This window comes from Klenkia terrae (assembly GCF_037083865.1).
Taxonomy (GTDB): domain Bacteria; phylum Actinomycetota; class Actinomycetes; order Mycobacteriales; family Geodermatophilaceae; genus Klenkia; species Klenkia terrae.
Genome location: NZ_JBAPLV010000026.1, coordinates 1 through 26,884, shown reverse-complemented (window position 1 = coordinate 26,884; position 26,884 = coordinate 1). Strand labels below are relative to the sequence as shown.

Genomic DNA, 26,884 nt, shown 5'->3' with positions numbered 1-26,884 from the left:
GCCCGGCGCGGGCAAGATGGCCGGCATGCCGACCTCCGCCACGTTCCCCAGCCCCGCCGACGGCCTGGCGATCACCACGACCACCTGGGACGACGTCCCCGGCGAGCCGGTCGGCGTGGTGCAGCTGGTGCACGGGTTGGCCGAGCACGGACCGCGCTACGACCGGTTCGCCCGGACCCTGGTCGCCGCCGGCTTCGTGGTGGTGGCCGCCGACAGCCGCGGGCACGGCTCCTCGGTGTCCGCCGACGTCCCGCTGGGCAGCTTCGGGGCACCGGGTGCGGCGGGCTTCCTGGCCGACGTCGCCGAGCACGCCCGGGTGGTCGCGGCGACCTACCCCGACCTGCCGCTGTTCGCCTTCGCGCACTCGCTGGGCTCGATGGGCATGCAGAGCGTGCTGCTGGACGAACCGGTCCGCTACTCCGGGGTGGTGCTCAGCGGCTCGACCACCCTCGACGGCCTGGGCCAGGTGCTCGTGGGTCTGCCCGCCGACCAGCCGGGGCTGGCCGCCTTCAACGCCGGCTTCGAGCCGCGGACCGGCTTCGAGTGGCTCAGCCGCGACCCGGCCGAGGTCGACGCCTACGTGGCCGATCCGCTGTGCGGGTTCCCGACCGAGGACGCGATCATCGGCGGCGTGCTGGCCACCGCCGAGCGGACCGCCGACCCCTCGACGGTCCGGGCCGACCTGCCGCTGCTGCTGGTCTCCGGCGACCGCGACCCGGTGGGCGGCCCCGGCGGCGCGAACGTCACCGCGCTGGCCGACCGGTACCGGGCCGCCGGCGTCACCGACGTGACGCTGTCGCTCTACCCCGGCGCCCGGCACGAGCTGGTCAACGAGACCAACCGCGACGAGGTCACCGCCGACGTCGTGGGATGGCTGACGGCGCACCTCCCGCGCTGAGCCGGTTGCTGGCCCCGCTGCAGCTGCGGGGCCGCACCCTGCCCAGCCGGGTGGTCTTCTGCGCGCACCTGACCAACCTGGCGGTCGACCGGCTGCCCTCGGCCGCGCACACCGCCTACTACGCCGACCGCGCCGCCGGGGGCGCCGGGCTGGTGATCACCGAGGAGCAGTCGGTCGACCCGGCCGACCAGCCCTACGAGAAGGTCGTCGACGGCACCGACCCGGCCGTGGTGCCCCGGTACCGGGAGATCGCCGACGCGGTGCACGCGCACGGCGGCCTGGTCGCCGCCCAGCTCAACCACAACGGCGGCCAGGGCAGCTCGCTGCACTCCCGGGTGTCGCTGCTGGCGCCGTCCCCCCTGGCCGACCCGCTGTTCGGCGAGGTGCCCCGGCAGGCCACCGCCGCCGATCTCGCCGCGGTCGTGGCCGGCTTCGCCCGGGTCGCCGGGCGCGTGCGGGACGGCGGTCTGGACGGCGTCGAGCTGCAGGCCTCGCAGTCCTCCCTGCTGCGCGCCTTCCTCTCCCCGCGGGCCAACCGGCGCACGGACGGCTACGGCCGGGACCGCGACCGGCTGCTGCTCGAGGTGGTCGCCGCCGTCCGCGCCGTCCTGGGGCCCGACCTCCTGCTCGGCGTCCGGCTCGCCGTCCACGAACCGGACGGGACGACGACCGAGGACGCCGTCGCCACCGCGCACCGCCTGGCCGCGACGGGCGCGGTGGACTGGCTGTCCACGACGGTCGGGGTGGCCACCGAGTCGCTGCACCTGGTGGAGCCGTCCATGGCCACGGCCCACGGGTACGCGCTGCCGCTGGCCGCCCGGGTCCGCGCGGCGGGGCTGCCGGTGATCGGCGTCGGCCGGATCACCACCCCTGAGCAGGCCGCGGCCGCGCTGGAGCACTGCGACCTGGTCGGCGTGGTCCGCGGCCAGGTCGCCGATCCCGACTTCGTCGCCCGGGCCCGACGGGGCGAGCCGGTGCGGGCCTGCACCGGCTGCAACGGGTGCGCCGCCGGCATCGGCGCCGGCCTCCCGATGCGCTGCCCCCAGCCCCTGGGCCTCCCTGCACCGGATGTCCGTGCGGGGCGGCGGGTGGTCGTGGTGGGCGGGGGGCCGGCCGGGTTGCGGGCCGCCGCGGTCGCGGCCGCGGTCGGGCACCGGGTGGTGCTGCTGGAGGCCGCCGACCAGCTCGGCGGTCAGCTGCGACTGGCCGCCTCGGCGCCCGGGCGGGGGGAGCTGGCCGGGTTCGTCGACGCCGACGCCCGGGCGTGCAGTCGGCTGGGGGTCGAGGTCCGCACCGGCACCGCGGCGACGGCGGACCTGCTGCGGCAGCTGGCACCCGACGTCGTCCTGTTGGCCACCGGGGCCGTGCCCAGTGCACCCGCCTGGGCCGGGGACGACGAGCGGGTGGTCGACGTGGCCGACGTCCTCGCCGGGCAGGCCGCGCCGACCGGGGACGTGCTGGTGGTGGACGACCTGGGCGGTCCGCACGCCTCGTCCACCGCCGAGCTGCTCGCCGCCCGCGGGTGCCGGGTCGAGGTGGTCACCGGCGCCCTGGTGGCCGCGCAGGAGCTGGGCCCGACGCTGGACCGGGAGCTCTGGCACGGCCGGGCCGCCGCGGCCGGGATCACCCAGACCGTCGAACGGGTCCCGCTGGCGGTGGCCGTGCGCCCGGACGGACGACGTCAGGTCACCCTGCTGCACCACCTCACCGACACCGTCGAGACCCGGGTGGTGGACTGGGTCGTGACCGCCACCCACCCGACCCCGCTGGACGGCCCGGCCGTGCCGGACGGCGTTCCGGTGCACCGGGTCGGGGACTGCCTGGCCCCGGGCGGGGTGGCCGCCGCGGTCGCCTCGGCCGAGCGCGCGGTGGCGCAGCGGTGGTGAGCCTGGCGGGTGCCCGGTCGCCCGAGCTGGGCGATCGGCCGACCCTCGTCGTCCCGCTGGGGTCGGTGGAGCAGCACGGCCCGCACCTGCCGCTGGGCACCGACACCACGGTGGCCGCGGCGGCCGCGGCCGGGCTGGTGGACCGCCGGCCGGACCTGCTGCGTGGTCCGCCGCTGGCCTACGGCGCCAGCGGTGAGCACGAGGGCTTCCCGGGCACGGTGTCGATCGGCACGCAGGCGCTGACCACGGTGCTCGTCGAGCTGGGCCGGTCGGCCGGTCGCTGGGCGGGCCGGCTGCTGGTGGTCAACGGGCACGGCGGGAACCTGGAGGCGCTGCGGGCCGCCGTCCCGCTGCTGCGGCAGGAGGGCCGGGACGTCGCCTGGTTCCCCTGCGGCGTGCCCGGCGGCGACGCGCACGCCGGCCGGACCGAGACCTCTCTGCTGTTGCACGTGGAACCTGCCGCCGTGCGGACCCACCTGGCCGAACCCGGGGAGACCGCGCCGATCGCCGAGCTGCTGCCCCGGCTGCGGTCCGGCGGGGTGGCCGCGGTCAGCCCGAACGGCGTGCTCGGCGACCCGACCGGGGCGTCGGCGGGCGAGGGGGAGCAGTTCCTCACCGGGCTGGTGGACCGGCTGGTCGCCGCGGTCGACGGCTGGGACCTCGGCCCCGACGGTCGGCTGCGCGGGTGAACCGGCCCGCGTGGCGGTGGCCCGGCTGGGCGTCCGCGTTGGTCGGCGGGCTCTTCGCGCTGCTCTCCTTCGCGTGGGGCCTGGGGTCCACCGTCGGGATCAGCAGCCTGGGCGGCCGGATCGAGGAGCTCGCGCGCGAGGGCGACCCGACCGTGCTGGCCCTGGCCTGGGGAACGGGGCTGGCCAAGGCCGTCGGTGCTGCGCTGGGGGTCGTCCTGGCCACCGGTCCCGGCCGGCTGCCCCGCCGCTGGCTGCTGCGCACCGCCTGGGCCGGGGCCGTCGTGCTGGTGCTCTACGGACTGGCCCAGCAGGTGGGGGTGCTGCTGGTCCTCACCGGTGCGGTCACCCCGACGACGCCGCCGGCCGACGGCGTCCTGCTGACCCGGGCGCTGCTCTGGGAACCCTGGTTCTGGGTGTGGGGCCTGCTGCTGGGTCTGGCCGCCTGGTGCGCCCCGGCCGTGTGGGACCGCCGATGACCGCGCCGATCGCCCCACCGCCCGCCGGGCGCCTGCCCGACGGGTTCCGGGTCGTGCTCGACCCCCGCACCCGACGGCGGGACGGCGGCGCCACCCTGCTCGGCGGGTCCCCGCTGCGGCTGCTCCGGCTGGCCCCCCGCGCCCGCGCCCTGCTGGCCGGCGACGAGCTGGTGGTCACCGACCCGACGACGGCCGCGCTGGCCGCCCGGCTGCTGGACACCGGCCTGGCCCACCCGGCGCTGGACCCCGTCGACCCGGCCGGCACCACCGTCGTCGTCCCGGTCAAGGACCGCACCGCCGAGCTGGCCCGGCTGCTGGCCGCGCTGCGGGCCGACCTGCCCGGCGTCCCGGTGCTCGTCGTGGACGACGGGTCGGCCGACCCGGCGGCGCAGGCCGCCGTCTGCGCCGCGCACGGCGCACGGGTGATCCGGCACGACACCGCCCGGGGTCCCTCGGCCGCCCGCAACGCCGGCCTGGCCGCGGCGACCACGCCCGCCGTGGCCTTCCTGGACTCCGACTGCGTCCCGGTCCCGGGATGGCTGGGCGTGCTCGCCGCGCACCTGGCCGACCCCCGGCTGGCCGTCGTCGCGCCCCGGGTCGTGGCGCTGCCGGCCGACCGCCGGGGCTGGGTCAGCGGGTACGAGGACGCCGTCAGCGCCCTGGACATGGGGGCCCACCCCGCGCCGGTGGCGCCGCTGACCGGGGTGTCCTACGTGCCCAGCGCGGCCCTGCTGGTCCGGCGCATAGCCCTGGACAGCGGTTTCGACGAGTCCATGCAGGTCGCCGAGGACGTCGACCTGGTCTGGCGGCTGGCCGCGGCCGGCTGGCGGGTGCGCTACGAGCCGGCGGCCCGGGTCGCCCACGAGCACCCCGCGCGGACGGCGGACTGGCTGCGGCGGCGGGCCTACTACGGCACCGGCGCCGCGCTGCTGGCCGAGCGGCACGGGGCGGCGGTCGCCCCGGTCGTGATGTCCCCGTGGTCGGCGGCGGCCTGGGGCCTGGTGCTGCTCGGTGGCCGGCCCGGCGCGGTCGCCGCGGCCGGGGTGCTCGCCGTGGCGACCCGGCGGCTGGCCGACCGGCTGGGCGACCCGCCACCGGTGCAGCTGGCCGCCGGCCTCGTCGTCCGGGGCACCTGGTCGGCGGGCCGGACGCTGGCCCGGTCGGTCACCCGGCACCACTGGCCGCTCGTCGTCCCGCTGCTCGGGGTGCGCAAGGTCCGCCGGCTGGCCGCGGCGGCCGCGGTGGTCGACGCGGTCGGCGCCTGGTGGCCGCACCGGCACCAGGTGGGCCTGCTGCGCTTCGCGGCCGGCCGCCGGCTGGAGGACCTGGCCTACGGGGTCGGGCTGTGGCGCGGCGCGCTGCGGGCCCGCGACCCCCGCGCGCTGCTCCCGGCCCGTCCGCCGCGCACGTGAACACCGGGTGACGCCGCGCGGTTCGGGGAACACCTCCGGCCGGCCGCGCCTTGGGCCTCCCTGTGCAGTCCCTGCGGGGGCCATCCGCACGACGACGCCGAGGAGCTCGCCATCAGCACCGCCACCAGCACCGCCGGGCAGACCGCGCCCGCGACCACCGTCACGCCGCCGAGCCGGCTGAAGCTCGCCCTCACCCTGGGCGCCTTCGTCGCGCTCGGGCCGCTGACCATCGACATGTACCTGCCGGCGCTGCCCACCATCGCCGACGACCTCGGGACGACGTCGGCCGCGGTCCAGCTCACGCTGACCGGCACCCTGCTCGGCCTGGCCCTGGGCCAGCTCGTCCTGGGCCCGCTGGCCGACCGGTTCGGCCGCAAGCGCCCGCTGATCGCCGGCACCGCGCTGCACGTGGTGGCCTCCCTGCTCGTGCTGATCGCCCCCAACATCGCGGTGCTCGGTGCGCTGCGCGTGCTGCAGGGCGTGGGGACGGCGGCCGGTGCGGTGATCGCCCTGGCGGTCGTCCGCGACCTCTACACCGGACGGGCAGCGGCGACGCTGCTGTCCCGGTTGTTCCTGGTCATCGGCGCGGCCCCGGTGCTCGCGCCCACCCTCGGCGGGGAGCTGCTGCGCTACACCTCCTGGCGCGGGGTGTTCGTCGCGCTGGCGGTCTACGGGCTGCTGCTCGTGCTCGTCGTCGGGGCGTCGCTGCCCGAGACCCTGCCCGCGGAGCGGCGGAACAGCAGCGGCCTGCGCGGCACCGCCCGCGCCTACACCGCCCTGTTCCGGGACCGGGTGTTCGTCGGCCTGGTCGGCGTCGCCGGGCTCACCATGGCCGGGCTCTTCAGCTACGTCTCGGGTGCCTCCTTCGTCTACCAGGACGAGTTCGGCCTGGACGAGCAGCAGTTCGGCCTGCTGTTCGGCGCCGGTGCGGTCTGGCTGATCGGGGCGACCCAGCTCAACCCGGTGCTGCTGCGCCGGTTCCAGCCGCAGGCGATCCTGGTCGGCGGTCTCGCGCTGGCCGGGGCGGCCGGGGTCGTGCTGCTGGTGCTGGCCTCCACCGGCACCGGCGGCCTGTTCGGCGTGGCGATCCCGATCTGGGTCGTGCTGGCCGGCAGCGGGCTGGCGCTGCCCAACGCCCCGGCGATCGCGCTGAGCCGGCACGGCGAGTCCGCCGGCACCGCGGCCGCCATGCTCGGCGCCGTCCAGTTCGGCGTGGGCGCGGTCGTCGCCCCGGTGGTCGGCGTGCTCGGCAACGACGGCGCGGCGATCGGGGCCGTGGTGGTGGCCGCGTTCGCCCTCGCCGGGGTCGTGCTGGCCGTCGTCGTCCGGCCGTGGCAGCTGCCGCGGTGGGAGGCCGGCGACTGAGTCCTGGCGGATTCGGGCCGCGCAGGTCACCATGGCGATGACATGAGCCACTGGGCAGAGCAGCCACGGGTGAGCGCGTGACCACGGTGAACCCCTGGCTCGCGTTGCCCGACGGCGCGCCCACCCCGGTGGTGACCCGGCGGTTGCGCGCTGCGCACGAGGCGCTGGTCACCCGCGGTGGTCGCGGCCCGACCGGCCGGCACGTGCGCCCGGTGGTCTGGGAGTCCTGGCGGCGCAGCCTGGGCAACGGCGTGGACCCCGACGGCGTGGCCGCCCCGGTCGACCTGCTCGACGACGATCTGGTCGCCTACCGGGAGGCGCACCCGCTGGCCGCGGTCATGCCGGTGATCCGCCGGTTGCTGGTCGCCGACGCCGAGGCCGACAAGATGATCGTGGCGGTCACCGACGCCGCCGGCCGGATGCTGTGGGTCGAGGGCGACCGGCAGCTGCGCGGCCAGGCCGAGCGGATGCACTTCGTCGCCGGCTCCCGCTGGGGCGAGGACGTCGTGGGCACCAACGCCCCGGGCACCGCGCTGGCGCTGGACACCCCGGTGCAGATCTTCGGCAGCGAGCACTACAGCCGCACCGTGCAGCCCTGGAGCTGCTCGGCCGCCCCGGTGCACCACCCGGTGACCGGCGTGCTGCTGGGCGCCATCGACGTGACCGGTGGCGACCACGTCGCGAGCCCGCACGTGCTCACCCTGGTCCGGGCCACCGTGGCGGCCGCGGAGTCCGAGCTGCGCTGGCAGCACCGCGAGCAGCTGGCCGGCGGCCCGGCCCTGCCGCCGCGGCGGGTGCCGACCACCCCGCTGCTGGAGGTGCTGGGCCGCGAGCGGGCCCGCCTGACCACCAGCACCGGCCGCACCGAGCTGTCGCTGCGGCACTCGGAGCTGGTGCTGCTGCTGGCCGAGGCCGCGGTGACCGGCGAGGGCCGCAGCGCCGAGCAGCTGGCCGCGGAGGTGCACGCCGGCGACGCCGCCGCCGTCACCGTGCGGGCCGAGCTGTCCCGGGTGCGCAAGCTGCTGGGCGAGGACCTCGTCGGGTCCCGGCCGTACCGGCTGACCTCGCCGCTGGACACCGACCTGGACCAGGTCCGCCGGCTGCTGACCCGCGGCGCGGTGGCCACCGCGCTGGAGCGCTACGCCGGGCCGGTGCTGCCGCGCTCGGAGGCGCCCGGGGTGCGGGCCGCCCGCGCCCGGCTGACGGGTTCGCTGCGCGCGGCGCTGCTGCGCGCGCCCCGCCCGGACCTGCTGCTGCGGTACAGTCGGCTCCCCGAAGCCGCCGACGACGCCGCCGTCTGGCAGGCCCTGCTCGACGTGCTGCCGGTGAGCTCGCCCCGCCGGGCCGCCGCGGCCAACCAGCTGCTCCGGCTGCGCCGCACCCCGCGCCCCCGCTGATCCCCGGGCCCCGCGGGGCGGGGTGGAAAGCTCTGAACACGTGACCGCCACCGCCGCGCGCCCCGCCGCCCTCGACACCCGCCGCGCGGTGCTGGCCATCGCCGCGCTGTCCCTGGGCGCGGTGGGCATCGGGGTCAGCGAGTTCGTCACGATGGGGCTGCTGCCCGAGATCGCCGACGGCGTGGCCGTCGACATCCCCACCGCGGGCCACCTGGTCTCGGCCTACGCGTTCGGCGTGGTGGTCGGCGCCCCGGTGATCGCGGCGACCGCGGCCCGGCTCCCGCGCAAGGGCCTGCTGCTGGGCCTGCTGGTCGCCTTCCTGGTGGGCACGGCGCTGACCGTCGCCGCCCCCGGTCACGGCACCCTGCTGGCCGCGCGGTTCGTGGCCGGGCTGCCGCACGGGGCGTACTTCGGCGTGGCCTCGCTGGTGGCCGCCTCCCTGGTGGCGCCCGAGCTCAAGGGCCGCGCGGTCAGCTCGGTGATGCTGGGCCTGTCGGTCGCCACCCTGGCCGGGGTGCCCGCGGCGACCTGGCTCGGGCAGAACCTGGGCTGGCGGACGGCGTTCGTGGCGGTGGTGGTGCTCGCCGTCCTCACCGTCGTCGCGGTGCTGGCACTGGTGCCGCGCACCCCGGGCAACCCCGAGGCCACCGTGCGCAGCGAGCTGGGCGCGCTCCGCCGTCCCCAGGTCTGGCTGACCCTCGGGGTGGCCGTCGTCGGGTTCGGCGGGTTCTTCGCCCTGTACGCCTACATCGCCCCGCTGACCACCGAGGTGGCCGGCATGGACGCAGGGTTCGTCCCGGTGGTGCTCCTCTGCTTCGGCGTCGGCGGGGTGCTCGGCACGGTGCTGGGCGGGAAGCTCGCCGACGTCGCCCTGTTCCGCTCGCTGGTCTGGTCGATGGCGGCCACCGGGGTGCTGCTGGGCGCGGTGTACGTGGCCGCGCGCAACCCGGTGTCCCTCGTCGTCCTGGCGTTCTGCATCACGATCGTCACGTCGGTGCTGGTGGTGACCCTGCAGCTGCGGCTGATGGAGGTCGCGGTGGGCGCCGAGCTGCTGGGCGCCGCGCTCAACCACTCCGCGCTGAACGCGGCCAACGGCGTCGGCGCCCTGCTGGGCGGGGCGGTCATCGCCGCCGGGTGGGGGTACGAGTCCACCGCGGTGGTCGGTGTCGTGCTGGCGGTGCTGGGGCTCGGGGTGCTGGCCTGGTCGGCCGCGCTGCGCCGCCGGGAGCTCCGCGCCGGCTGAGCTGCAACAGGCCTGCAACGTTGCACGCTCCAGCAGCTGCGGCATCCGGTCGCCGTCCGGTCGGCCTCTGCGGACCCACAGGCCTGTTGTCTCCGCACACGCGGGCTGTCCCGAGTGCGGTCCGCCAGGTAAGCGTGGCCTAAGGACTGTGTCCGTCGGCACACTCGGGCCAGGTGGCGGGCGACCGCTGTCACACGACCCTGCAACGAGGCGGAGTACATGACGCAGATCAACGTGCGGGTCGACGGGGCGTCCTACGTGGACGACGTCGAGCCCAGAACACTCCTGGTCCACTACCTGCGGGAACAGCTCGGCAAGGTGGGCACGGTCGTCGGTTGCGACACCAGCAACTGCGGCGCCTGCACCGTCCACCTGGACGGCGAGAGCGTGAAGTCCTGCACCGTGCTGGCCGTCCAGGCCGACGGCAGCGAGGTCACCACCATCGAGGGCATCGCCGACGGCGCGACCCTGCACCCGATGCAGAAGGCCTTCCACGAGCAGCACGGCCTGCAGTGCGGCTACTGCACGCCCGGGATGATCATGGCCTCGATCGACCTGCTCAAGAACAACCCGAACCCGAGCGAGCACGAGATCCGCGAGGGCATCGAGGGCAACCTCTGCCGGTGCACCGGCTACGTCAACATCGTCCGCGCGGTGCAGCAGGCCGCGGGCGAGATGAGCTCCACCACGACGGGAGCACAGGCATGACCCTCACCGACGAGCCCACCACCGTCACCGAGCCGGCCAAGGAGGTCGGCTCGGCCCGCCTCCGCAAGGAGGACGGCCGACTCATCACGGGCAAGACCAACTGGACCGACAACATGGTCCTGCCGGGGATGCTGCACATGGCGTTCCTGCGCAGCCCGGTCGCGCACGGCACGATCAGCAACCTCGACGTCAGCGCCGCAAAGGACCGCCCGAACGTGGTCGCGGTCTTCACCGGGCAGGACTTCAAGGACGAGCAGGGCAGCATCCCCTGCGCCTGGCCGGTCACCCCGGACATGGTCAACCCCGGCCACCCCTCGATCGCCGTGGACACCGTGAACCACGTCGGCGAGGCCGTCGCCATCGTCGTCGCCCGCACGCGCACCGCCGCGGTGGACGCCGTCGAGGCCATCGACGTCGACTACACCAACATCCCGGTCGTGCTGGACATGGAGGAGGCCGTCAAGGACGGCGCCGACCTGGTCCACGCCTCCACCAGCTCCAACACCAGCTACCACTTCGTCTTCGACGCCGGCGAGGCCGGCACGGGCACCGACACCGACGCGGCCTTCGCCGACGCCGAGGTCACCGTGTCCCGCCGCTTCGTCCAGCAGCGCCTGATCCCGGCGTTCATGGAGCCGCGCTCGGCCGTGGTCGGCGTCTCCGGCGACAACTACACGCTGTGGTCGGCCACCCAGATCCCGCACATCCTGCGGGTCATGGGCGCCCTGACCACCGGCATCCCCGAGCACAAGCTCCGCGTGGTGGCCCCCGACGTCGGCGGCGGCTTCGGCGGCAAGCTGCAGGTCTGCCCGGAGGAGATCCTGGCGCTGCTGGTGGCCCGCCGCCTCGGCAAGCCGGTGAAGTGGACCGAGACCCGCTCGGAGTCCCTGATGACCGCCCACCACGGGCGCGACCAGGTCCAGTTCATCGACGTCGCCGCCAAGAAGGACGGCACCGTCACCGGCCTGCGGGTGCGCCTGCTGGCCGACATGGGTGCCTACCTGCGGCTGATCACCCCGGGCGTGCCGGCGCTGGGCGCCTTCATGTTCCCGGGCATCTACAAGTTCCCGGCCTACCGCTTCGAGTGCGACGGCGTGTTCACCAACAAGGTGCCCACCGACGCCTACCGCGGTGCCGGTCGGCCCGAGGCCACGTTCGCGATCGAGCGGATCATGGACGAGCTGGCCGTCGAGCTCGACATGGACCCCATGGAGCTGCGCCGCAAGAACTGGATCAACGCCGAGGAGTTCCCGTTCACCTCGGTGGCGGGCCTGCAGTACGACTCCGGCGACTACGAGCAGGCCACCCAGGCCGCGCTCGAGCTGCTGGGCTACGACGAGCTGCGCGCGGAGCAGAAGCAGCGCCGCGAGTCCGGTGACCCGGTCCAGCTGGGCATCGGCATCTCGACGTTCACCGAGATGTGCGGCCTGGCCCCCTCCCGGGTGCTCGGCTCGCTGGCCTTCGGCGCCGGCGGCTGGGAGCAGGCCTCCATCCGGATGCTGCCCACCGGCAAGGTCGAGGTCATCACCGGTTCCACCCCGCACGGCCAGGGCCACGAGACGGCCTGGAGCCAGATCGCCGCCGACCAGCTGGGTGTGCCCTTCGAGGACATCGAGGTGCTGCACGGCGACACCGCGGTCAGCGCCCGCGGCCTGGACACCTACGGCTCGCGCTCGTTGGTCGTCGGTGGCACCGCGGTGGTCAAGGCCGCCGAGAAGGTCGTGGCCAAGGCCCGCAAGATCGCCGCGCACCTGCTCGAGGCCAGCGAGGACGACCTGGAGTTCTCCGGCGGGAAGTTCTCCGTCAAGGGGACGCCGGGCGCCGGGCTGGGCATCCAGGAGATCGCCCTGGCCATCTTCGCCGCGCACGACTACCCGGAGGGCATCGAGCCCTCGATCGACGCCGAGGCGGCGTTCGACCCGGTGAACTTCTCCTTCCCGCACGGCACCCACCTGTGCGCGATGGAGGTCGACACCGACACCGGGTTCGTCAAGATCCGCAAGTACGCCTGCGTCGACGACATCGGCAACATCGTCAACCCGATCATCGTCGAGGGCCAGATGCACGGCGGGCTCGCCCAGGGCATCAGCCAGGCCCTGTACGAGGAGGCGATCTACGACGCCGACGGCAACCTGACCACCGGCACCTTCGTGGACTACCTTGTGCCCTCGGCCATGGACCTGCCGACCTTCCACACCGGCAACACCACGCACGCGGCGACCAGCAACCCGCTGGGCGCCAAGGGCGTCGGCGAGGCCGGCTGCATCGCCAGCACCCCGGCCGTGGTCAACGCCGCGCTGGACGCCGTCCGGCACCTCGGGGTGAAGGACATCCTCATGCCGCTGACCCCCGAGCGGGTCTGGCGGGCCATCCACCAGGGCGGGGACGGCGGGGCACGCGCTGCCGAGGGCAGCAACGCCTACGGCGGCGCCCGCACCACCGAGTCCGGTTACGAGGAGGCGAAGTGATCCCCGCTGCGTTCGCGTACGCCCGCCCCACCACCGTCGACGAGGCCTTGTCGGCCATCGCCGCCGGCGGGGAGGACGTCAAGATCATGGCCGGTGGGCAGTCGCTCATCCCGGTCATGCGGCTGCGGCTGGCCGCACCCGAGACCGTGGTCGACCTGACGAAGGTGACCGAGCTGCGCGGCGTCCGCGAGGACGGCGACTCGCTCGTCATCGGGTCGATGACCACCCACTCGGACATCCTCCGCGACCCGCTGATCGCCCGGTACGGGAAGCTCATCGCCGAGGCCACCGAGACGGTGGCCGACCCCGCCGTCCGGCACCGCGGCACCTTCGGCGGCGCCCTGGCGCACGCCGACCCCGCCGGTGACCTGCCCGCGGTGGCCCTGGCGCTGGACGCCGAGTTCGTCATCGCCGGGCCCGGCGGTGCACGGCGCTCGGTGCCGGCCTCGGCGTTCTTCGTCGACTACCTGACGACGGCGCTGGAGGACGGTGAGCTGCTGGTCGAGATCCGGGTGCCCAAGCTCGGCGAGGGCTGGGGGGTCCGGTACGAGAAGTTCAACCGGGTCGCCCAGGCGTGGTCGATCGTGGCCGTCGCCGCGGCGGTGCGCCGGGAGGGCTCGACGATCGCCGAGGCCCGGATCGGCCTGACCAACATGGGCTCCACCCCGCTGCGGGCCACCGCCGTGGAGCAGGCCCTGGTCGGCGCCGACGTCAGCCTGGAGACCGTCACCGCGGCCGCCGCGCAGGCCGCCGAGGGCACCGAGCCCAGCAGTGACCTCAACGCGCAGGCCGACTACCGCCAGCACCTGGCCAGGGTGCTGACCGGACGAGCGGTGCGGGCGGCCGCCGGGCTGTAGCGTCGCCAGCAGGCTCCAGCACGTCCCCCGGACGCCGGCCGGTCCACCCCTCTCGCGGGTGGGCCGGCCGTCGTCCGCACACACCACCCGGAGGTCCACCAGTGCAGTTGGAGAACTCTTTCCTCGTCCCCGTCCCCATCGACGACGCATGGAAGGTGCTGCTGGACATCGAGCGGATCGCTCCGTGCATGCCCGGTGCGGCGCTGGACTCCGTCGACGGCGACGACTTCACCGGTCGCGTGAAGGTCAAGCTCGGCCCGATCAACCTCACCTACGCCGGCAAGGCCTCCTTCATCGAGAAGGACGAGGCCACCCACAAGGCGGTCATCGACGCCCGCGGCAAGGACCAGCGCGGCAACGGCACGGCCGCGGCCGTCGTCACCGCCCAGCTGCAGGACGAGGGCACCTCGACCCGGGTCAACGTGCTCACCGACCTGAACATCACCGGCCGGCCGGCCCAGTTCGGCCGTGGCGTCATGACCGACGTCGGCAACAAGCTGCTCGGCCAGTTCGCCGACAAGCTGGCCGCCCAGCTGGGCACCAGCGACGAGCAGCACGCCCTCGACCTCGAGGCCGCCGCGCAGCAGCAGGAGCCCACGGTCAAGGGCAAGGTCGCCGAGGCCGCCGCCACCGCCGCCGGTGCGGTCGGCGAGGTCGCGGAGTCCGTGGCCAGCACCGACGCCGACACCCCGATCGCCGAGGCCGCCCGCAAGGCCGGGGCAGCCACCGCGGCCGCCGCCGACCAGGCAGCCGACGCGGCGGGCGAGGCGGCCAAGCCCGCCAAGAAGGCGCCGTCCAAGCCGCCGACGGGCACCACGGGTCCGGCGAACAAGCCCGGCACCAGCGGCCCGGCCGCCTCCCGCCCCCGGGCGGTCCAGGCCGAGCCCGAGCCGATCGACCTGCTCGAGGTCGCCGGCGGCGCGGCGTTCACCCAGTTCGCCAAGCCCGCCGCGATCGGCGTCGGCGCCCTGGTGCTGGTCGCCCTGCTGGTCCGCCGCATCCGCAAGTAGCCCCACCCGCTCCCGGAGCGTTGATCAGGGGGGTGCCGCGAACTCCGTCCTCCTGCGCCAGATCTGGTGCAGGAGGACGGACTTCCCGGCACCCCCCTGATCCATGCTGAGCCAGGCGCGTCAGGCGAGGGCGGCGAGCCAGGTGGTGACGGCGGACCGGACGGCGGACGGGTCGGCCTTCAGCGCGTGGTCGCCGCGCACGGCCACCACCTGTGCCCGGTGGTCGCCCAGCGCGCCCTGCACCTCGGCGGGGCCGCCGAACGCGTCGCTGTCGCCCTGCACGACCAGCACCGGGACGTCGACGCCGGTCAGCTCGTGCGCCCGGCTCTTGTCCGGCTTGCCCGGCGGGTGCAGCGGGAACGCCAGGCACAGCACGGCGGTGGCACCCAGCGGCCCCGCCGTCCGGCAGGCCACCCGCGCCCCGGCGCTGCGGCCGCCGAACACCACGGGCCCGGTCAGCAGGTCGGCGATGCCGGCGTGGATCGCCGTCCAGCCCTCGTCCAGCCGCGGGGGTGCCGCGGCCACCCGCTTGCCGGCCACCCGCCACGGTTGCTCCACCCGCAGCACCCGCCAGCCGCCGGCGACGGCGGCATCGGTGGCGGCCAGCAGGTCCGGGGCCTCGATGCCGCCGCCGGCGCCGTGGCCCAGCAGCAGCGTGCCCACCGGCGGCCCGGCCGGGTCGTCGGTGGTGACCCGGGCCGGGCCCAGGGGGGTGTCGACGTCGCGGGGGCTCACGCGGTGGCGGGCCGGCGGGTCAGCGGCGGCAGCGCGAAGCCGTCGGCCACGTGCGCGGCCAGCTCCAGGTAGGCCTGGCGGGCCGGGGCACCCACGCGGTCGAGGTCGATCAGCCCGCCGGTGACCAGGTGGGTGTCGTAGGGGATCTCCACCACGGCGCGGCAGCGGGCGGCGAAGTGCGCCCGCACCATGCCCATGTCCACGTCCCCGGTGTTCGGCCGGACGCTGGAGATGACCGCCACCGACCGGGAGACCAGCTCCTCGTGGCCGTGCGCGATCAGCCAGTCCAGGGTCTTGCTGGCCCGGCTGGCGCCGTCCACCGACGGGGCGCCGACGACCACCAGGGAGTCGGCGATGGCCAGCGTCCCGGACATCGCCGAGTGCAGCAGGCCGGTGCCGGAGTCGGTCAGGATGATGTTGAAGTACCGCGCCAGGATGTCCGCGACGGTCGTGTACTCCTCCTCGCTGAACGCCTCCGACAGCGCCGGGTCCTGGTCGCTGGCCAGCACCTGCAGCCGGCCGGCCAGCGAGGTGAACGCCGAGACGTCGGTGAAGGACCGGATCCGGTCGGTGGCGGCGAGCAGGTCGCGCACGGTCACGTCGGTGACGTTGGTCAGCCGCTCGGCCAGCGTGCCGGCGTCGGGATTGGCGTCCACGGCGACCACCCGGTCACCGCGGTGGTGGGCCAGCGTCAGGCCGAGGCAGCAGGTGGTGGTGGTCTTGCCGATGCCGCCCTTGAGCGAGACCACGGCGATGCGGTTGCTGCCGCGCACCGGCGTGGTCACCCGCTGCACCAGGGCGCGGTGCTCGATCTCGGCCTGGGACAGACCCGGGTTCACCGTGCCACCGCTGGCCTTGTGCAGGAACCGTCGCCAACCGCGGGTCGGCGTCTCGGCGGCCTGGCGCAGCAGCGACTGCGAGGTCAACGAGGGCGGGGGACCGGCGGGCTGCGGCTGACCGGACTGCTGGTCCGGCGTCCAGGTGGCGCTGCCCTGGCTGCCCCAGCCCCCGGGGGCGGGCTGCTGCTGGGCCCACTGGCCCTGCTGGACGGGCTCCGGGGCCGGCGGCTGCTGCTGCGGCTCGGGCTGGGCGGCCGGGGCGGCGGGCTGGGGTGCCTGCAGCTGCTGCTCCCACGGACGGGCGCCCGGCGGCGGCTCCCAGGCCGGCTGCTGCGGGGCCTGCTGGTTGACCTGGTGCGACGGCACCTGCTGCTGCGGCGCCTGCTCCCAGGAGCGCTGCTGCTCCCAGGACGGCTGCTGCTCCCAGGAGGCCGGCTGGCCGACGGGCTGGTCGGCCGGTCGCCAGCTGGGCGCTGGCTGCTCGGCCGGCGCCTCGGTGCGGGGGCGCTCGGCCTCGGCGGCCTGCTGCCAGGACGGCGGCTGCTGCCAGGATGCGATGTGCTCCTGCGAGTGCTGCTCCCAGGAGCGCTCCTCGGCGGGCACGCTGGGCTGCTGGGCGGTCTGCTCCCACGACTCGGCGGCCGGGCCGCCGGGGGGTGGGGACAGCCGGATCTCCTGGGTGCCGCGCTCCTCGTCCGCGCCGGCCTGCGCGCCGTCGGTGGACCAGCTGTCCAGCGAGGCCTGCCAGCGGTCGCCGTCCGTCTTCCGGCGGGCCTCCTCCGACGGCGTCCCGGCCTCGGCGGCGGGGTCGTCGGGGGTCGGGTCGGCTGGGCGGTCGGACACGGATGGGCCCCCATCGGGAGTCGGCGAGGTACCGGCCGGTGCCGGTCGGACGCGATCACGCTAATGCAGCAGCGCGCGCCCGGCCTGCCCGATCACCCGGTCGGGGGCAGCGACACCAGGCCCTGCGCCACCGCGACCAGGTCCTCGCCGGACACGTGCGGCGGGTCGAAGACCGGCGCGTGCCGGCGCTCGGTACGGGCCGACCACCCACCGGTCAGCCCGGCCCGCTGGGCGCCGTGCACGTCCCAGGCGTGGACGGCGACGAGCGCCAGGTCGGCCGGGACGACGTCGCACACCCCGGCGGCCCACAGGTAGACCTCGCGGGCCGGCTTCCAGGCCCGGATCGCCTCGGAGGACAGCGACCGCTCGACCAGGTGGGCCACCCCGCCGCGGGCGAGGCCGGCTTCGGCGATCCCGGGTGCGCCGTGGGTCAGCGTGACCACCCGGATCCCGGCGTCGGCCAGCAGCTCGAGGGCGGGGGCCACGTCGGGGTGCGGGGACGTGCCGGCGAACCGGTCGGCCACCGCGGACCGGTCGGCGGCGGGCAGGTCGGTGAGCTGCACCAGCGCGGTGTCGAAGGCGTCGCGGAACCGGCACCAGCTGCCGGCGACGGTCCCGGCGAACCCGGTGCCCAGCGTCCGGGAGAACACGGCCGGGAAGAGCTCGGCGGACACCCCGTGGTCGACCAGCGCCTGCCGGACGGGGGACAGGTCCAGCAGCGTCTCGTTCACGTCGAAGGCGACCACCACCGGCCGGGTGCGGGTCACCGGTCCTCGTCGTCCCGGCGCCGCTCGGTCTCCAGCAGGCGGTCGGCCGCGCTGCGGTCGGGCTCGGCGTCGCCCTGGTGCAGGCGCTCGCGCACCCCGCGGACGACGAACCAGACGACGACGGCGACCACGGCGACGTAGATGACGTAGTCGAAGTACTGCAGGTAGTCGTTGACCACGTCGCCCAGGGCCACCCCGAGGCCGATCAGCAGCGAGTTCCAGATCAGCGAGCCCAGCGTCGTGTAGGCCAGGAACTGCGCCCACGGCATCTTGACCACCCCGGCCGGCACCGAGACGAAGCTGCGCACGATCGGCACCATGCGGCCGAAGAAGACGGCGGGGCGGTCGTGCCGCTCGAACCACTCGAAGGTCCGGTCCACGTCGGCGGTCTTCACCAGCGGCAGCCGGTCGAGGAACGCGTGCGACCGGCGGGGGCCCAGGGACCGGCCGACCTGGTAGAGCACCGCGGCGCCGAGCACCGAGCCCAGGGTGGCGAACAGGATGGTCGGGACCAGCGCCATCCGGCCGTCGTTGATCAGCACCCCGGCCGCGCTGAGCACGACCTCGCTGGGGATCGGCGGGACGACGGTCTCGATGAAGATGGTCAGCCCGACCCCGACCGGACCCAGGGTCTCGATCAGGTCGAGCAGGAAGCCGGTGATGCCACCCTGGTCGGACGAGGTCGCGGCGAGGACAGACATGCGCCCACGGTATCGGCGGCTAGCGTCCGGGGGCATGACGCAGCGATTCACCGCCCGGGCCGTCGTCGTCGGTGACCGGGCCGGCACCGTCGTCCCCGATGCCGTGCTGGACGTCGAGGACGGGCTGATCAGCTGGGTGGGCCCCGCGGCCGACGCGCCCCCCTCGGACGCCGAGGTGACCCGGCTGCCCGGTGTGCTGACCCCCGGGATGGTCAACACGCACTCGCACGCGCCGATGGTGCTGTTCCGCGGCCAGGGCGAGGGTCTGCCGCTGGACCGCTGGCTGCGCGAGGTCATGTGGCCCCGGGAGGCCCGGCTGACCCCGGAGGACATCGAGGTCGCCATGACCGCGGCCTCGGCGGAGATGCTGCGGCACGGGGTGACCACCAGCGTCGAGATGTACTTCCAGCCCGAGCGGATCGCCTCGGCGGTGCGGGCGACCGGTGCCCGCTCGATCGTCGCCAACCCGCTCATCGGGCTGCCCGGCTACGGCACCTTCGACGAGCAGCTGCAGACCGCGGTCGGGCTCGCGTCGTCCTCGGACGCGCAGGTGGAGTACGGGATCGGGCCGCACTCGGCCTACACGGTGCCGCTGCCGGTGCTGCGCGAGGCCGGCCTGGCCGCACGCGAGCACGGGCTGCTGCTGACCATCCACGTCGCCGAGACCGCGACCGAGGGCGCCGACCTGCTCACCGAGCACGGGCTGAGCGTGCCCTCGCTGCTGGCCTCGCACGACGTCCTCGGCGGGCGGGTGCTGGGCGACCACTGCGTGCACATGGACGACGCCGACCTCGAGCTGTGGCGGGAGTACGACGTCGCCGTGGCGCACTGCCCCGGGTCCAACGCGAAGCTGGCCAGCGGCACCGCGCGGCTGCGGGACATGCTCGACCTGGGCATCCGGGTCGGGATGGGCACCGACGGCCCGGCGTCCAACGACAACCTGGACCTGTTCGAGGACCTCCGGCTGGCCGCCCAGCTGGCCCGGCTCCGCGAGCGCGACGCCCTGGCGCTGACCGCGCCGGAGGCGTTCTGGCTGGCCACCGGCGCCGCCGCGGACGCGGTCGACCGGCCCGACCTGGGCCAGCTGGTCGCCGGCCGGCGCGCGGACCTGGTGCACCTGGACACCGACGACATCGCGTTCACCCCGGTCGGCGACATCACCGACCTGATCACCCACCTGGTGTGGTCGGTGGGCTCCCGGCACGTCCGGGACACCTGGGTGGCCGGCCGCCAGGTGGTGCGGGACGGCGTGTCCACCACCGTCGACGAGGCGGAGCTGCGCGCGCAGGTGCAGACCCGCGCCCTCCGGCTGGCCGCCGAGGCGCGCGGGTGAGGGGGCCGGCACGGTCGCGGTGACCCGCGGACGTGTTCCGGCCGTGACCCAGGGGCAACCCGGGGCGACGAGGGTCGACCCGGCCGAGCCAGTGCCCCCGGAGGAGATCCCGTGACCGCCACGCAGCCCGTCGAGCTCACCGTCGTCGACACGACCACCGCGGCCTGGGAGCTCTTCCCGGTCCCGGCCATCGGGGCGGAGCTGGAGCACGTGCCCCTGGTCAGCGATCCCGAGACCGGGGTGACGGTGCTGAAGATGGTCTACCGCGCCGGGTTCACCAACCCCTGGCACACGCACCCCTGCGCGCACGGCGTCTACGTCCTGGAGGGCACCCTGCGGACCCACCAGGGCGACCACGGCGTCGGCAGCTTCGTCTGGTTCCCCGAGGGCGGGACCATGCAGCACGGGGCGACTGACGACGCCGACGTGACGTTCCTCTTCATCACCAACAAGGCCTTCGACATCGCCTTCGTGGATGACCACCAGCACTGATCACCGAGGGACCGGCCGCGCGCAGGAGGCCCGCGGCTGACTCAGGCGCGGAGGGAGACCGTCTGCCCCCGCGCCACGGTCCGGACGACGCCCGGGGCCCGCCGCCGCGCCACCTCGTGCACGAAGTTGCCCAGCGGGTCGCGGAAGACGCCGTAGTCGTCGTAGTGCACCGGCACGGTCACCCCCGGCCGCAGCAGGTGGACCAGGTCGGTGCCCTGGCGGGCGTCCATCGTGACCAGGAACGGGCCGATCTTGGTGCCGCCCAGGTGCGGCACCATCGCGTCCAGCGGTCCGCAGCGCTCGAGCACCTCGGCCAGCACCGGGCGGAGCAGGGTGTCCCCGCTGACGTAGCCCCGCCAGCGCACCTCGCCGTCCCGGACCAGCTCCAGCACGCTGCCCATCACCTGCGGCAGCAGCCGGGCGAGCGGGCCGGGGCCGTGCACGCCGGGCACCGAGGTCACCCGCAGCACCACGCCGTCCCGGTCGAGGGAGGTGGTCTGCCAGGGCCGGAGGTCCTCGGTCGAGGTGAACCCGCGGTCGGCCAGGCACCGGGCCGCCTCGGGCGTGGTCACCACGCGCAGGTCCTTCGCCAGCTCCGCGGTGGCTATGCGGTCCCAGTGGTCGCCGTGCATGTGGGACAGCAGCACCCCGTCGAGCTCGGGCAGGTCGGCCGGCGTGATCGCCGGGTCGGTGAGCCGTCGGCTGCGCAGGCCGTACCCGAGGTGCGCCCACTGGCCGCGGTGCAGGAAGTTCGGGTCGGTCAGCATGGTGAACGGGCCCAGCCGCAGCAGCGTGGTGGCTGTCCCGCCGAAGGTCAGGGAGACGTCGTCGTCAGGCATCGCCCTGCCCTACCCCGGTCGGCGGGGTGGGAGTCACCGGTCCGCGACCAGCTCCGGCAACCGGGCGACCAGGCCGGCGCAGGCCGCCTCGACCTGTGCGTACACGGTGGCGAAGCCCTCGGGCCCGCCGCCGTAGGGGTCCGGGACGGACTGGTCCGGGTCGCCGTCGGGGTCGAGGTCGCGCAGCAGCACGACCCGGGGACGACGCCGGTCGCCGACCATCTCCTCCAGGTCGGCCTGGTTCGACCGGTCCATGGCCACCAGCAGGTTGAACTCGCCGACCCGGTCGGGCGTCATCTGCTGCGCGACGTGCTGCGTCGGGTCCAGGCCGTGCTCGGCGAGGACGGCGGCCGACCCCGGGTCCATCGGGCCGCCGACGTGCCACGGGCCGGTGCCGGCCGAGCTGACGACGACACCGTCGAGCCCGTCGGCCGCGACCATCTCCCGCAGCACCACCTCGGCGATCGGGGAGCGGCAGATGTTGCCCAGGCAGACCATCGCGATGCGGTATGGGTCCTCAGCAGTGCTCACGAACTCGAGTGTTCCTGTCGGTCCCGGCTGGTAGACAGGACCTGTGTCACAACCCCGTTCCGTGGACGACTCGTTCCTGGCCCTCCCGCTGTCCGCGCTCACCGACGCCGCCCTCACCCGCGCCGTCGACCTGGGCTGCGAGCACGCCGACATCCGGGTCGAGCGCATCCGCACCCAGACCATCCGGCTGCGCGACGCACGGGTCGAGGCCGCCGCCGACGGCGAGGACCTCGGCCTGGCCGTCCGCGTGGTGCACGAGGGCACCTGGGGCTTCGCCGCCGGCGTGGTGCTGACCGCCGCCGAGGCCGTCCGGCTGGCCGAGGAGGCCGTGCTGGTCGCGCAGGTGTCCGCGGCGGTGAACACCGACCGGGTGGAGCTCGCCCCCGAGCCGGTGTACCCCGACGCCGAGTGGGTCTCGGCCTACGAGGTCGACCCGTTCGCCGTCCCCGAGGCGGAGAAGACCGGGCTGATGGTCGAGCTGTCCGAGCGGCTGCTGGCCGCCGACGGCGTGGAGCACGTGCAGTCCGACGTCATGCACGTCAAGGAGCAGAAGTACTACGCCGACACCGCCGGCACCCGCACCCGCCAGCAGCGGGTCCGCATCCACCCGACGTTCACCGCGCTGACCGTCGACCGGGCGACCGGGGCCTTCGAGTCGATGCGCACGCTGGCCCCGCCGGCCGGCCGCGGCTGGGAGTACCTGACCGGCGACACCTGGGACTGGCGCGGCGAGATCGCCGAGATCCCCGAGCTGCTCCGGGAGAAGACCAAGGCGCCCAGCGTCGAGCCGGGCCGGTACGACCTGGTGGTCGACCCGTCCAACCTGTTCCTCACCATCCACGAGTCGATCGGGCACGCCACCGAGCTCGACCGCGCGCTGGGCTACGAGGCCGCCTACGCCGGGACGTCGTTCGCCACCGTCGACAAGCTGGGCAGCCTGCGGTACGGCTCCTCGTTGATGAACGTCACCGGTGACCGCACCGCCGAGCACGGCCTGTCCACCGTCGGCTTCGACGACGAGGGCGTCGCCGGCCAGCAGTGGGACATCGTGAAGGACGGCGTGCTGGTCGGCTACCAGGTCGACCGCAACATGGCCCGGCTGCGCGACATGGGCCGCAGCAACGGCTGCGCCTTCGCCGACAGCGCCGCGCACGTGCCGGTGCAGCGGATGGCCAACGTCTCCCTGCAGGCCGCACCCGACGGGCCGAGCACCGAGGAGATCATCGCCGGGGTCGACCGCGGCATCTACGTCGTCGGCGACAAGAGCTGGTCGATCGACATGCAGCGGTACAACTTCCAGTTCACCGGCCAGCGCTTCTACAAGATCGAGGGCGGTCAGCTGGCCGGCCAGCTCAAGGACGTCGCCTACCAGGCGACCACCACCGACTTCTGGGGCTCGATGACCCGGGTCGGCGGCCCGCAGACCTACGTGCTCGGCGGCGCCTTCAACTGCGGCAAGGCCCAACCCGGGCAGGTGGCGCCGGTCAGCCACGGCTGCCCCAGTGCGCTCTTCGAGGGCACGACCATCCTCAACACGGTGCAGGAGGGCGGGCAGTGACCGCCATGACGGGCCAGCAGATCGTGGAGGCCGCCCTGGCCGCCAGCACGGTCGACGGGCAGATCACCTACGTCGTCGACAGCTCCGAGGCCAACCTCCGCTGGGCCAGCAACAGCCTGACCACGAACGGGGCGATGCGCTCCCGCCAGGTCGTCGTCATCTCCCTCGTCGACGGCGGCGCCGGCATGGCCGCGGGCACGGTCGCCCGCACCGGCACCCCGGACATCGCCGCGCTGGTCGCCGCCAGCGAGCAGGCCGCCCGCGACGCCGGCCCGGCCGAGGACGCGGTCCCGCTGATCAGCCCGGGCGACCCGATGGCCCCCACCGCCACCGGCGACTGGGACGCCGAGCCCGCCACCACGTCGATCGAGGTGTTCCGCGAGGTCGCCCCGGCGCTGGGCCAGGCCTTCGGCGAGGCCGGCGGCCGCGACGAGCTGCTGTTCGGGTTCGCCGAGCACCAGCTGTCCACCACCTACCTGGGCACCTCCACCGGCCTGCGGCTGCGGCACGACCAGCCCACCGGCCGGGTCGAGCTCAACGGCAAGAGCCGGGACTTCGGCCGCTCGGTCTGGGCCGGGGTCGGCACCCGCGACTTCACCGACATCTCGATCGAGGCGCTGGCCGCCGACGTGCAGCGCAAGATCGCCTGGTCGCAGCGCCGGGTCGACCTGCCGGCCGGCCGGTACGAGACGCTGCTGCCGCCCTCGGCGGTCAGCGACCTGATGATCTACGCCTACTGGACGATGGAGGCCCGGGACGCCGACGAGGGCCGCAACGTCTACGCCAAGCCCGGCGGCGGCAACCGGATCGGCGAGCGGATCTGCGGCCTGCCGCTGACCCTGCGCAGCGACCCCGCCGAGCCCGGGCTGGAGTGCGCCCCGTTCCAGGTGGTCGGTGGTTCGTCGGGCTCGTCGTCGGTGTTCGACAACGGGATGACCACCCCGGCGATCAACTGGATCTCCGGGGGCACGCTGACCAACCTGATCCGGCCGCGGGCCTGGGCGCTGCAGCAGACCGCACCGCCCACCGCGGCGCTGGACAACCTGGTGCTGGAGGACCCGCAGGCCACCGCGTCGACCGAGGAGATGATCGCGAGCACCGAGCGCGGGCTGCTGCTCACCACGCTCTGGTACATCCGCGAGGTCGACCCGCAGAGCCTGCTGCTCACCGGGCTGACCCGCGACGGCGTCTTCCTGGTGGAGGACGGCGAGGTGACCGGCGCGGTGAACAACTTCCGGTTCAACGAGTCCCCGGTCTCGCTGCTGGGCCGGGCCACCCAGGCCTCGCGCACCGAGCGGACCCTGCCCCGGGAGTGGAACGACTGGTTCACCCGGGCGGCCATGCCGATGCTCCGCGTCCCGGACTTCAACATGAGCTCGGTCTCCCCGGCCAGCTGACCGGTCCCGTGCGCCTGCACGGCCCGGTATCCTCGTGCCGGGCCGTGACTGGCGCACAGGTGGGACACCACCGGGGAGCGGTCCCGACGGACCGCCGCGCGCCTGGGCACCCAGCGATCCCCGGAGGAGCCCCGATGACCAGCACACCGTCGCCCGAGAGCACCGCCTTCCGCAGCGCGCTCGAGGTGATCGGCGCGGTGGAACCCGCCGTCGCCGCCGCCATCGGCCAGGAGCTGGCCGACCAGCGCGACAGCCTGAAGCTGATCGCCAGCGAGAACTACGCCTCCCCGGCGACCTTGCTGGCGATGGGCAACTGGTTCAGCGACAAGTACGCCGAGGGCACCCCCGGCCGCCGCTTCTACGCCGCCTGCCAGAACGTGGACACCGTCGAGCGGCTGGCCGCCGAGCACGCCCGCGAGCTGTTCGGCGCGGAGTACGCCTACCCGCAGCCGCACTCGGGCATCGACGCCAACCTGGTCGCGTTCTGGTCGATCCTGGCCCACCGGGTCGAGACCCCGGCGCTGGCCGAGGCCGGCGTGAAGAACGTCGACGCGCTCACCGACGCCGACTGGGCCAACCTGCGCCGGGCGCTGGGCGACCAGCGGATGCTCGGCATGAGCCTGGACGCCGGTGGTCACCTCACCCACGGCTTCCGCCCCAACATCAGCGGCAAGATGTTCGAGCAGGCCAGCTACGGGACTGACCCCGAGACCGGCCTCATCGACTACGCCGCGCTGCGCAAGCAGGCCAACGAGTTCCGCCCGCTGATCCTGGTCGCCGGCTACTCCGCCTACCCGCGCCGCGTCGACTTCGCCGCCATGCGGGACATCGCCGACGAGGTCGGCGCCACGCTGATGGTCGACATGGCCCACTTCGCCGGGCTGGTCGCCGGCAAGGTGTTCACCGGCGACGAGAACCCGATCCCGTTCGCGCACGTGGTCACCACCACCACGCACAAGTCCCTCCGCGGCCCCCGCGGCGGCATGGTGCTGGCCACCGAGGAGTACGCCCCCTCGATCGACCGCGGCTGCCCGCTGGTGCTCGGCGGCCCGCTGGCCAACGTCATGGCCGCCAAGGCCGTCGCGTTCGCCGAGGCCCGTCGTCCCGAGTTCGCCGACTACGCCCAGCGGATCGTGGACAACTCGCGGGCGCTGGCCGAGTCGCTGCTGCGCCGCGGCATCACCCTGGTCACCGGTGGCACCGACAACCACCTGGTGCTGGCCGACGTCTCCGCGACCGGGCTGACCGGTCGCCAGGCGGAGTCCGCGCTGCTGGAGTCCGGCCTGGTCACCAACCGGAACGCCGTCCCGGGTGACCCGAACGGCCCCTGGTACACCTCCGGCATCCGGCTGGGCACCCCGGCGCTCACCACCCGAGGGCTGGGGACGGCGGAGCTGGCCGAGGTCGGCGACCTGATGGCCGACGTGCTCGCCGCCACCTCCGCGGTGGGCGAGTCCAAGGTCAAGTACACGATCGAGGACGGCGTCGCCGAGCGCGTGCACGCCCGGGCCAGCGAGATCGTCGGCGCCCACCCGCTCTACCCCGGCGTCGACCTGAGCTGACCCGACCCCGGACAACGATCATGGGGTTGTCGCCCACCCGGCACGCCGCCTGTGCGTGTCGAGCGGACAACAACCCCATGATCGTTTGCAGGTCCTGCGGTGTCCGGTCCGCCGTCCGGGTTCACGGGACGGCGGACCGGACACCGGTCAGACGGTCGTGCGCCGGCGACCGGCCAGGGCGAGCCCCATGCCGCCGGCCAGGGCCAGCAGGCCCAGGCCGAGGGCGTCGGTGACGTCGGCACCGGTGTAGGCCAGCGTCGCCGCGGACGAGTGCGAAGCACTCACCGAGGTGCCCTGGCTGGTCGAACCCGAGGTGCCGTGGCTGCCCGAACCCGAGGCGACCGGCGTGACGTGCTCCGCCGGGGCCGGGGCCGGGGCCGGGGCGACCGGCTGGACCGGGGACGGGGTCTCCGGCTGCACCGGGGCGGTCGGCTCCTCGCTGGGGCAGTCACCGGCCGCGTGGACCGCGCAGCCACCGTCGGCAGAGGTGTTGCCGCTGGCGGAGGTGGTGTTGGTGGCCGAGCCGCCGTCGCCGCCGGTGCTGGTGTTGGTGGCGGCGCCGGTGGTGGTCACGGGGTTGCAGTTGTCGTTGCTCTTGTAGTTCCAGCAGTGGACGGTGACCGAGGCGCCGCTGTAGGCGATGCCGTAGTTGCCTCCGTCGCCGCCCCGGACGTTGCCGCTGTTGTCGGCGTCGTTGCCCTCGGCGTAGCCGCCGTTGGCCCGGGTCGGTGCGTCGACGACGGTCTCGGCGGACGAGCTGCCGAAGCCGACGGCCTCGGAGCTGGCCGTCACGTCGCCGCCCATGGCCCGGCCGCCGTCGGCGGAGGTGGTGCCGCTGGCGGAGGTGGTGTTGGTGGCCGCGCCGCCGTTGCCGCCGG

24 protein-coding genes and 1 riboswitch are annotated in these 26,884 nt (G+C 74.9%); of the genes, 17 read left to right on the top strand and 7 right to left on the bottom strand.

Translation table 11 applies throughout. The annotated features are described in order from the left end of the window. The first annotated feature begins 25 nt into the window (after positions 1-25). The 12 genes from UXQ13_RS19265 to UXQ13_RS19210 all read left to right on the top strand — a co-directional run bounded on the left by UXQ13_RS19265 (position 26) and on the right by UXQ13_RS19210 (position 14,409). Positions 26-898: an alpha/beta hydrolase gene (locus UXQ13_RS19265; protein WP_336392760.1), complete on the top strand. Its 873-nt coding sequence runs from the start codon at positions 26-28 to the stop codon at positions 896-898. Then, complete coding sequence (locus tag UXQ13_RS19260) at positions 871-2,784, top strand: oxidoreductase (RefSeq protein ID WP_336392759.1); 1,914 nt, start codon at positions 871-873, stop codon at positions 2,782-2,784. The genes UXQ13_RS19265 and UXQ13_RS19260 overlap by 28 nt, the downstream gene beginning before the upstream one ends. After that, the gene (gene mftE / locus UXQ13_RS19255; protein ID WP_336392758.1) at positions 2,781-3,473 is read left to right on the top strand and encodes a mycofactocin biosynthesis peptidyl-dipeptidase MftE; all 693 of its coding nucleotides are present in this window, start codon (positions 2,781-2,783) and stop codon (positions 3,471-3,473) included. Before UXQ13_RS19260 ends, mftE begins: the two co-directional genes overlap by 4 nt. Then, on the top strand, positions 3,470-3,949 hold the full coding sequence (locus tag UXQ13_RS19250; RefSeq protein ID WP_336392757.1) for a DUF3995 domain-containing protein: 480 nt from the start codon (positions 3,470-3,472) through the stop codon (positions 3,947-3,949). The genes mftE and UXQ13_RS19250 overlap by 4 nt, the downstream gene beginning before the upstream one ends. Next, entirely contained in the window at positions 3,946-5,361 is a 1,416-nt protein-coding gene (mftF, locus tag UXQ13_RS19245) for a mycofactocin biosynthesis glycosyltransferase MftF (RefSeq protein ID WP_225233480.1), read from the top strand. Before UXQ13_RS19250 ends, mftF begins: the two co-directional genes overlap by 4 nt. A 60-nt stretch (positions 5,362-5,421) precedes the next feature. Beyond that, complete coding sequence (locus tag UXQ13_RS19240; protein WP_318250070.1) at positions 5,422-6,726, top strand: multidrug effflux MFS transporter; 1,305 nt, start codon at positions 5,422-5,424, stop codon at positions 6,724-6,726. A gap of 77 nt (positions 6,727-6,803) precedes the next feature. Continuing rightward, entirely contained in the window at positions 6,804-8,123 is a 1,320-nt protein-coding gene (locus UXQ13_RS19235; protein WP_336392756.1) for a sigma-54-dependent transcriptional regulator family protein, read from the top strand. Between the two features lie 40 nt (positions 8,124-8,163). Next, positions 8,164-9,366: an MFS transporter gene (locus UXQ13_RS19230; protein WP_336392755.1), complete on the top strand. Its 1,203-nt coding sequence runs from the start codon at positions 8,164-8,166 to the stop codon at positions 9,364-9,366. Positions 9,367-9,585: 219 nt separating this feature from the next. Next, the gene (locus UXQ13_RS19225) at positions 9,586-10,074 is read left to right on the top strand and encodes a (2Fe-2S)-binding protein (RefSeq protein ID WP_225233477.1); all 489 of its coding nucleotides are present in this window, start codon (positions 9,586-9,588) and stop codon (positions 10,072-10,074) included. Next, positions 10,071-12,542, top strand: coding sequence for a xanthine dehydrogenase family protein molybdopterin-binding subunit (locus tag UXQ13_RS19220; protein WP_225233476.1), 2,472 nt, complete (start codon positions 10,071-10,073; stop codon positions 12,540-12,542). Before UXQ13_RS19225 ends, UXQ13_RS19220 begins: the two co-directional genes overlap by 4 nt. Continuing rightward, positions 12,539-13,399 (top strand): FAD binding domain-containing protein, encoded by an 861-nt coding sequence (locus UXQ13_RS19215; RefSeq protein ID WP_336392754.1) that lies wholly within the window; start codon positions 12,539-12,541, stop codon positions 13,397-13,399. Before UXQ13_RS19220 ends, UXQ13_RS19215 begins: the two co-directional genes overlap by 4 nt. 101 nt (positions 13,400-13,500) lie before the next feature. Beyond that, positions 13,501-14,409 (top strand): SRPBCC family protein, encoded by a 909-nt coding sequence (locus UXQ13_RS19210; RefSeq protein WP_336392753.1) that lies wholly within the window; start codon positions 13,501-13,503, stop codon positions 14,407-14,409. Positions 14,410-14,529: 120 nt separating this feature from the next. Here UXQ13_RS19210 and UXQ13_RS19205 read toward each other — a convergent pair whose 3' ends face one another. The 4 genes from UXQ13_RS19205 to UXQ13_RS19190 all read right to left on the bottom strand — a co-directional run bounded on the left by UXQ13_RS19205 (position 14,530) and on the right by UXQ13_RS19190 (position 18,294). Then, positions 14,530-15,144, bottom strand: a complete 615-nt coding sequence (locus UXQ13_RS19205) for an alpha/beta hydrolase family protein (protein ID WP_336392752.1) — start codon at positions 15,142-15,144, stop codon at positions 14,530-14,532. Further along, positions 15,141-16,826, bottom strand: coding sequence for a MinD/ParA family ATP-binding protein (locus UXQ13_RS19200; RefSeq protein WP_336392751.1), 1,686 nt, complete (start codon positions 16,824-16,826; stop codon positions 15,141-15,143). Before UXQ13_RS19200 ends, UXQ13_RS19205 begins: the two co-directional genes overlap by 4 nt. Positions 16,827-16,918: 92 nt before the next feature. Continuing rightward, positions 16,919-17,593 (bottom strand): HAD family hydrolase, encoded by a 675-nt coding sequence (locus UXQ13_RS19195; protein WP_336392750.1) that lies wholly within the window; start codon positions 17,591-17,593, stop codon positions 16,919-16,921. Continuing rightward, positions 17,590-18,294, bottom strand: a complete 705-nt coding sequence (locus UXQ13_RS19190; RefSeq protein ID WP_225233470.1) for a DedA family protein — start codon at positions 18,292-18,294, stop codon at positions 17,590-17,592. The genes UXQ13_RS19195 and UXQ13_RS19190 overlap by 4 nt, the downstream gene beginning before the upstream one ends. 34 nt (positions 18,295-18,328) lie before the next feature. Between UXQ13_RS19190 and UXQ13_RS19185 the strand changes: the two genes are divergently transcribed. Then, the gene (locus UXQ13_RS19185) at positions 18,329-19,627 is read left to right on the top strand and encodes an amidohydrolase family protein (protein WP_336392749.1); all 1,299 of its coding nucleotides are present in this window, start codon (positions 18,329-18,331) and stop codon (positions 19,625-19,627) included. 111 nt (positions 19,628-19,738) lie between these two features. Continuing rightward, positions 19,739-20,119 (top strand): cupin domain-containing protein, encoded by a 381-nt coding sequence (locus tag UXQ13_RS19180; RefSeq protein WP_225233468.1) that lies wholly within the window; start codon positions 19,739-19,741, stop codon positions 20,117-20,119. Between the two features lie 41 nt (positions 20,120-20,160). Here UXQ13_RS19180 and UXQ13_RS19175 read toward each other — a convergent pair whose 3' ends face one another. Both UXQ13_RS19175 and UXQ13_RS19170 read right to left on the bottom strand, forming a co-directional pair. Further along, a complete protein-coding gene (locus tag UXQ13_RS19175) occupies positions 20,161-20,958 on the bottom strand; it encodes an MBL fold metallo-hydrolase (protein WP_336392748.1) in 798 nt (265 codons plus the stop codon). A 33-nt stretch (positions 20,959-20,991) separates the two neighbouring features. Beyond that, entirely contained in the window at positions 20,992-21,489 is a 498-nt protein-coding gene (locus tag UXQ13_RS19170) for a low molecular weight protein-tyrosine-phosphatase (protein WP_336392747.1), read from the bottom strand. A gap of 61 nt (positions 21,490-21,550) precedes the next feature. Between UXQ13_RS19170 and UXQ13_RS19165 the strand changes: the two genes are divergently transcribed. From UXQ13_RS19165 to UXQ13_RS19155, 3 genes are all read left to right on the top strand, one after another. Next, positions 21,551-23,047 carry a TldD/PmbA family protein gene (locus tag UXQ13_RS19165; protein WP_336392746.1) on the top strand — a complete coding sequence of 499 codons (1,497 nt, stop codon included), beginning with the start codon at positions 21,551-21,553 and terminating at the stop codon, positions 23,045-23,047. Positions 23,048-23,052: 5 nt separating this feature from the next. After that, complete coding sequence (locus tag UXQ13_RS19160; RefSeq protein WP_336392776.1) at positions 23,053-24,444, top strand: metallopeptidase TldD-related protein; 1,392 nt, start codon at positions 23,053-23,055, stop codon at positions 24,442-24,444. Positions 24,445-24,478: 34 nt separating this feature from the next. Further along, a riboswitch (ZMP/ZTP riboswitch) is annotated at positions 24,479-24,559 on the top strand. 19 nt (positions 24,560-24,578) lie between these two features. Continuing rightward, the gene (locus tag UXQ13_RS19155) at positions 24,579-26,006 is read left to right on the top strand and encodes a glycine hydroxymethyltransferase (protein ID WP_225233464.1); all 1,428 of its coding nucleotides are present in this window, start codon (positions 24,579-24,581) and stop codon (positions 26,004-26,006) included. Positions 26,007-26,153: 147 nt separating this feature from the next. Here UXQ13_RS19155 and UXQ13_RS19150 read toward each other — a convergent pair. After that, positions 26,154-26,884 (bottom strand): hypothetical protein (locus tag UXQ13_RS19150; protein WP_472975160.1); only part of this gene is annotated, 731 nt, incomplete at its 5' end.

What these genes read in the sequence shown, in the direction of transcription:
- UXQ13_RS19265 (WP_336392760.1), top strand. Translation starts at nt 26, where the DNA reads ATGCCGACCTCCGCCACGTTCCCCAGCCCCGCCGACGGCCTGGCGATC.
- UXQ13_RS19260 (WP_336392759.1), top strand. Translation starts at nt 871, where the DNA reads ATGGCTGACGGCGCACCTCCCGCGCTGAGCCGGTTGCTGGCCCCGCTG.
- mftF (WP_225233480.1), top strand. Translation starts at nt 3,946, where the DNA reads ATGACCGCGCCGATCGCCCCACCGCCCGCCGGGCGCCTGCCCGACGGG.
- UXQ13_RS19225 (WP_225233477.1), top strand. Translation starts at nt 9,586, where the DNA reads ATGACGCAGATCAACGTGCGGGTCGACGGGGCGTCCTACGTGGACGAC.
- UXQ13_RS19220 (WP_225233476.1), top strand. Translation starts at nt 10,071, where the DNA reads ATGACCCTCACCGACGAGCCCACCACCGTCACCGAGCCGGCCAAGGAG.
- UXQ13_RS19190 (WP_225233470.1), bottom strand. Translation starts at nt 18,294, where the DNA reads ATGTCTGTCCTCGCCGCGACCTCGTCCGACCAGGGTGGCATCACCGGC.
- UXQ13_RS19185 (WP_336392749.1), top strand. Translation starts at nt 18,329, where the DNA reads ATGACGCAGCGATTCACCGCCCGGGCCGTCGTCGTCGGTGACCGGGCC.
- UXQ13_RS19175 (WP_336392748.1), bottom strand. Translation starts at nt 20,958, where the DNA reads ATGCCTGACGACGACGTCTCCCTGACCTTCGGCGGGACAGCCACCACG.
- UXQ13_RS19160 (WP_336392776.1), top strand. Translation starts at nt 23,053, where the DNA reads ATGACGGGCCAGCAGATCGTGGAGGCCGCCCTGGCCGCCAGCACGGTC.
- UXQ13_RS19155 (WP_225233464.1), top strand. Translation starts at nt 24,579, where the DNA reads ATGACCAGCACACCGTCGCCCGAGAGCACCGCCTTCCGCAGCGCGCTC.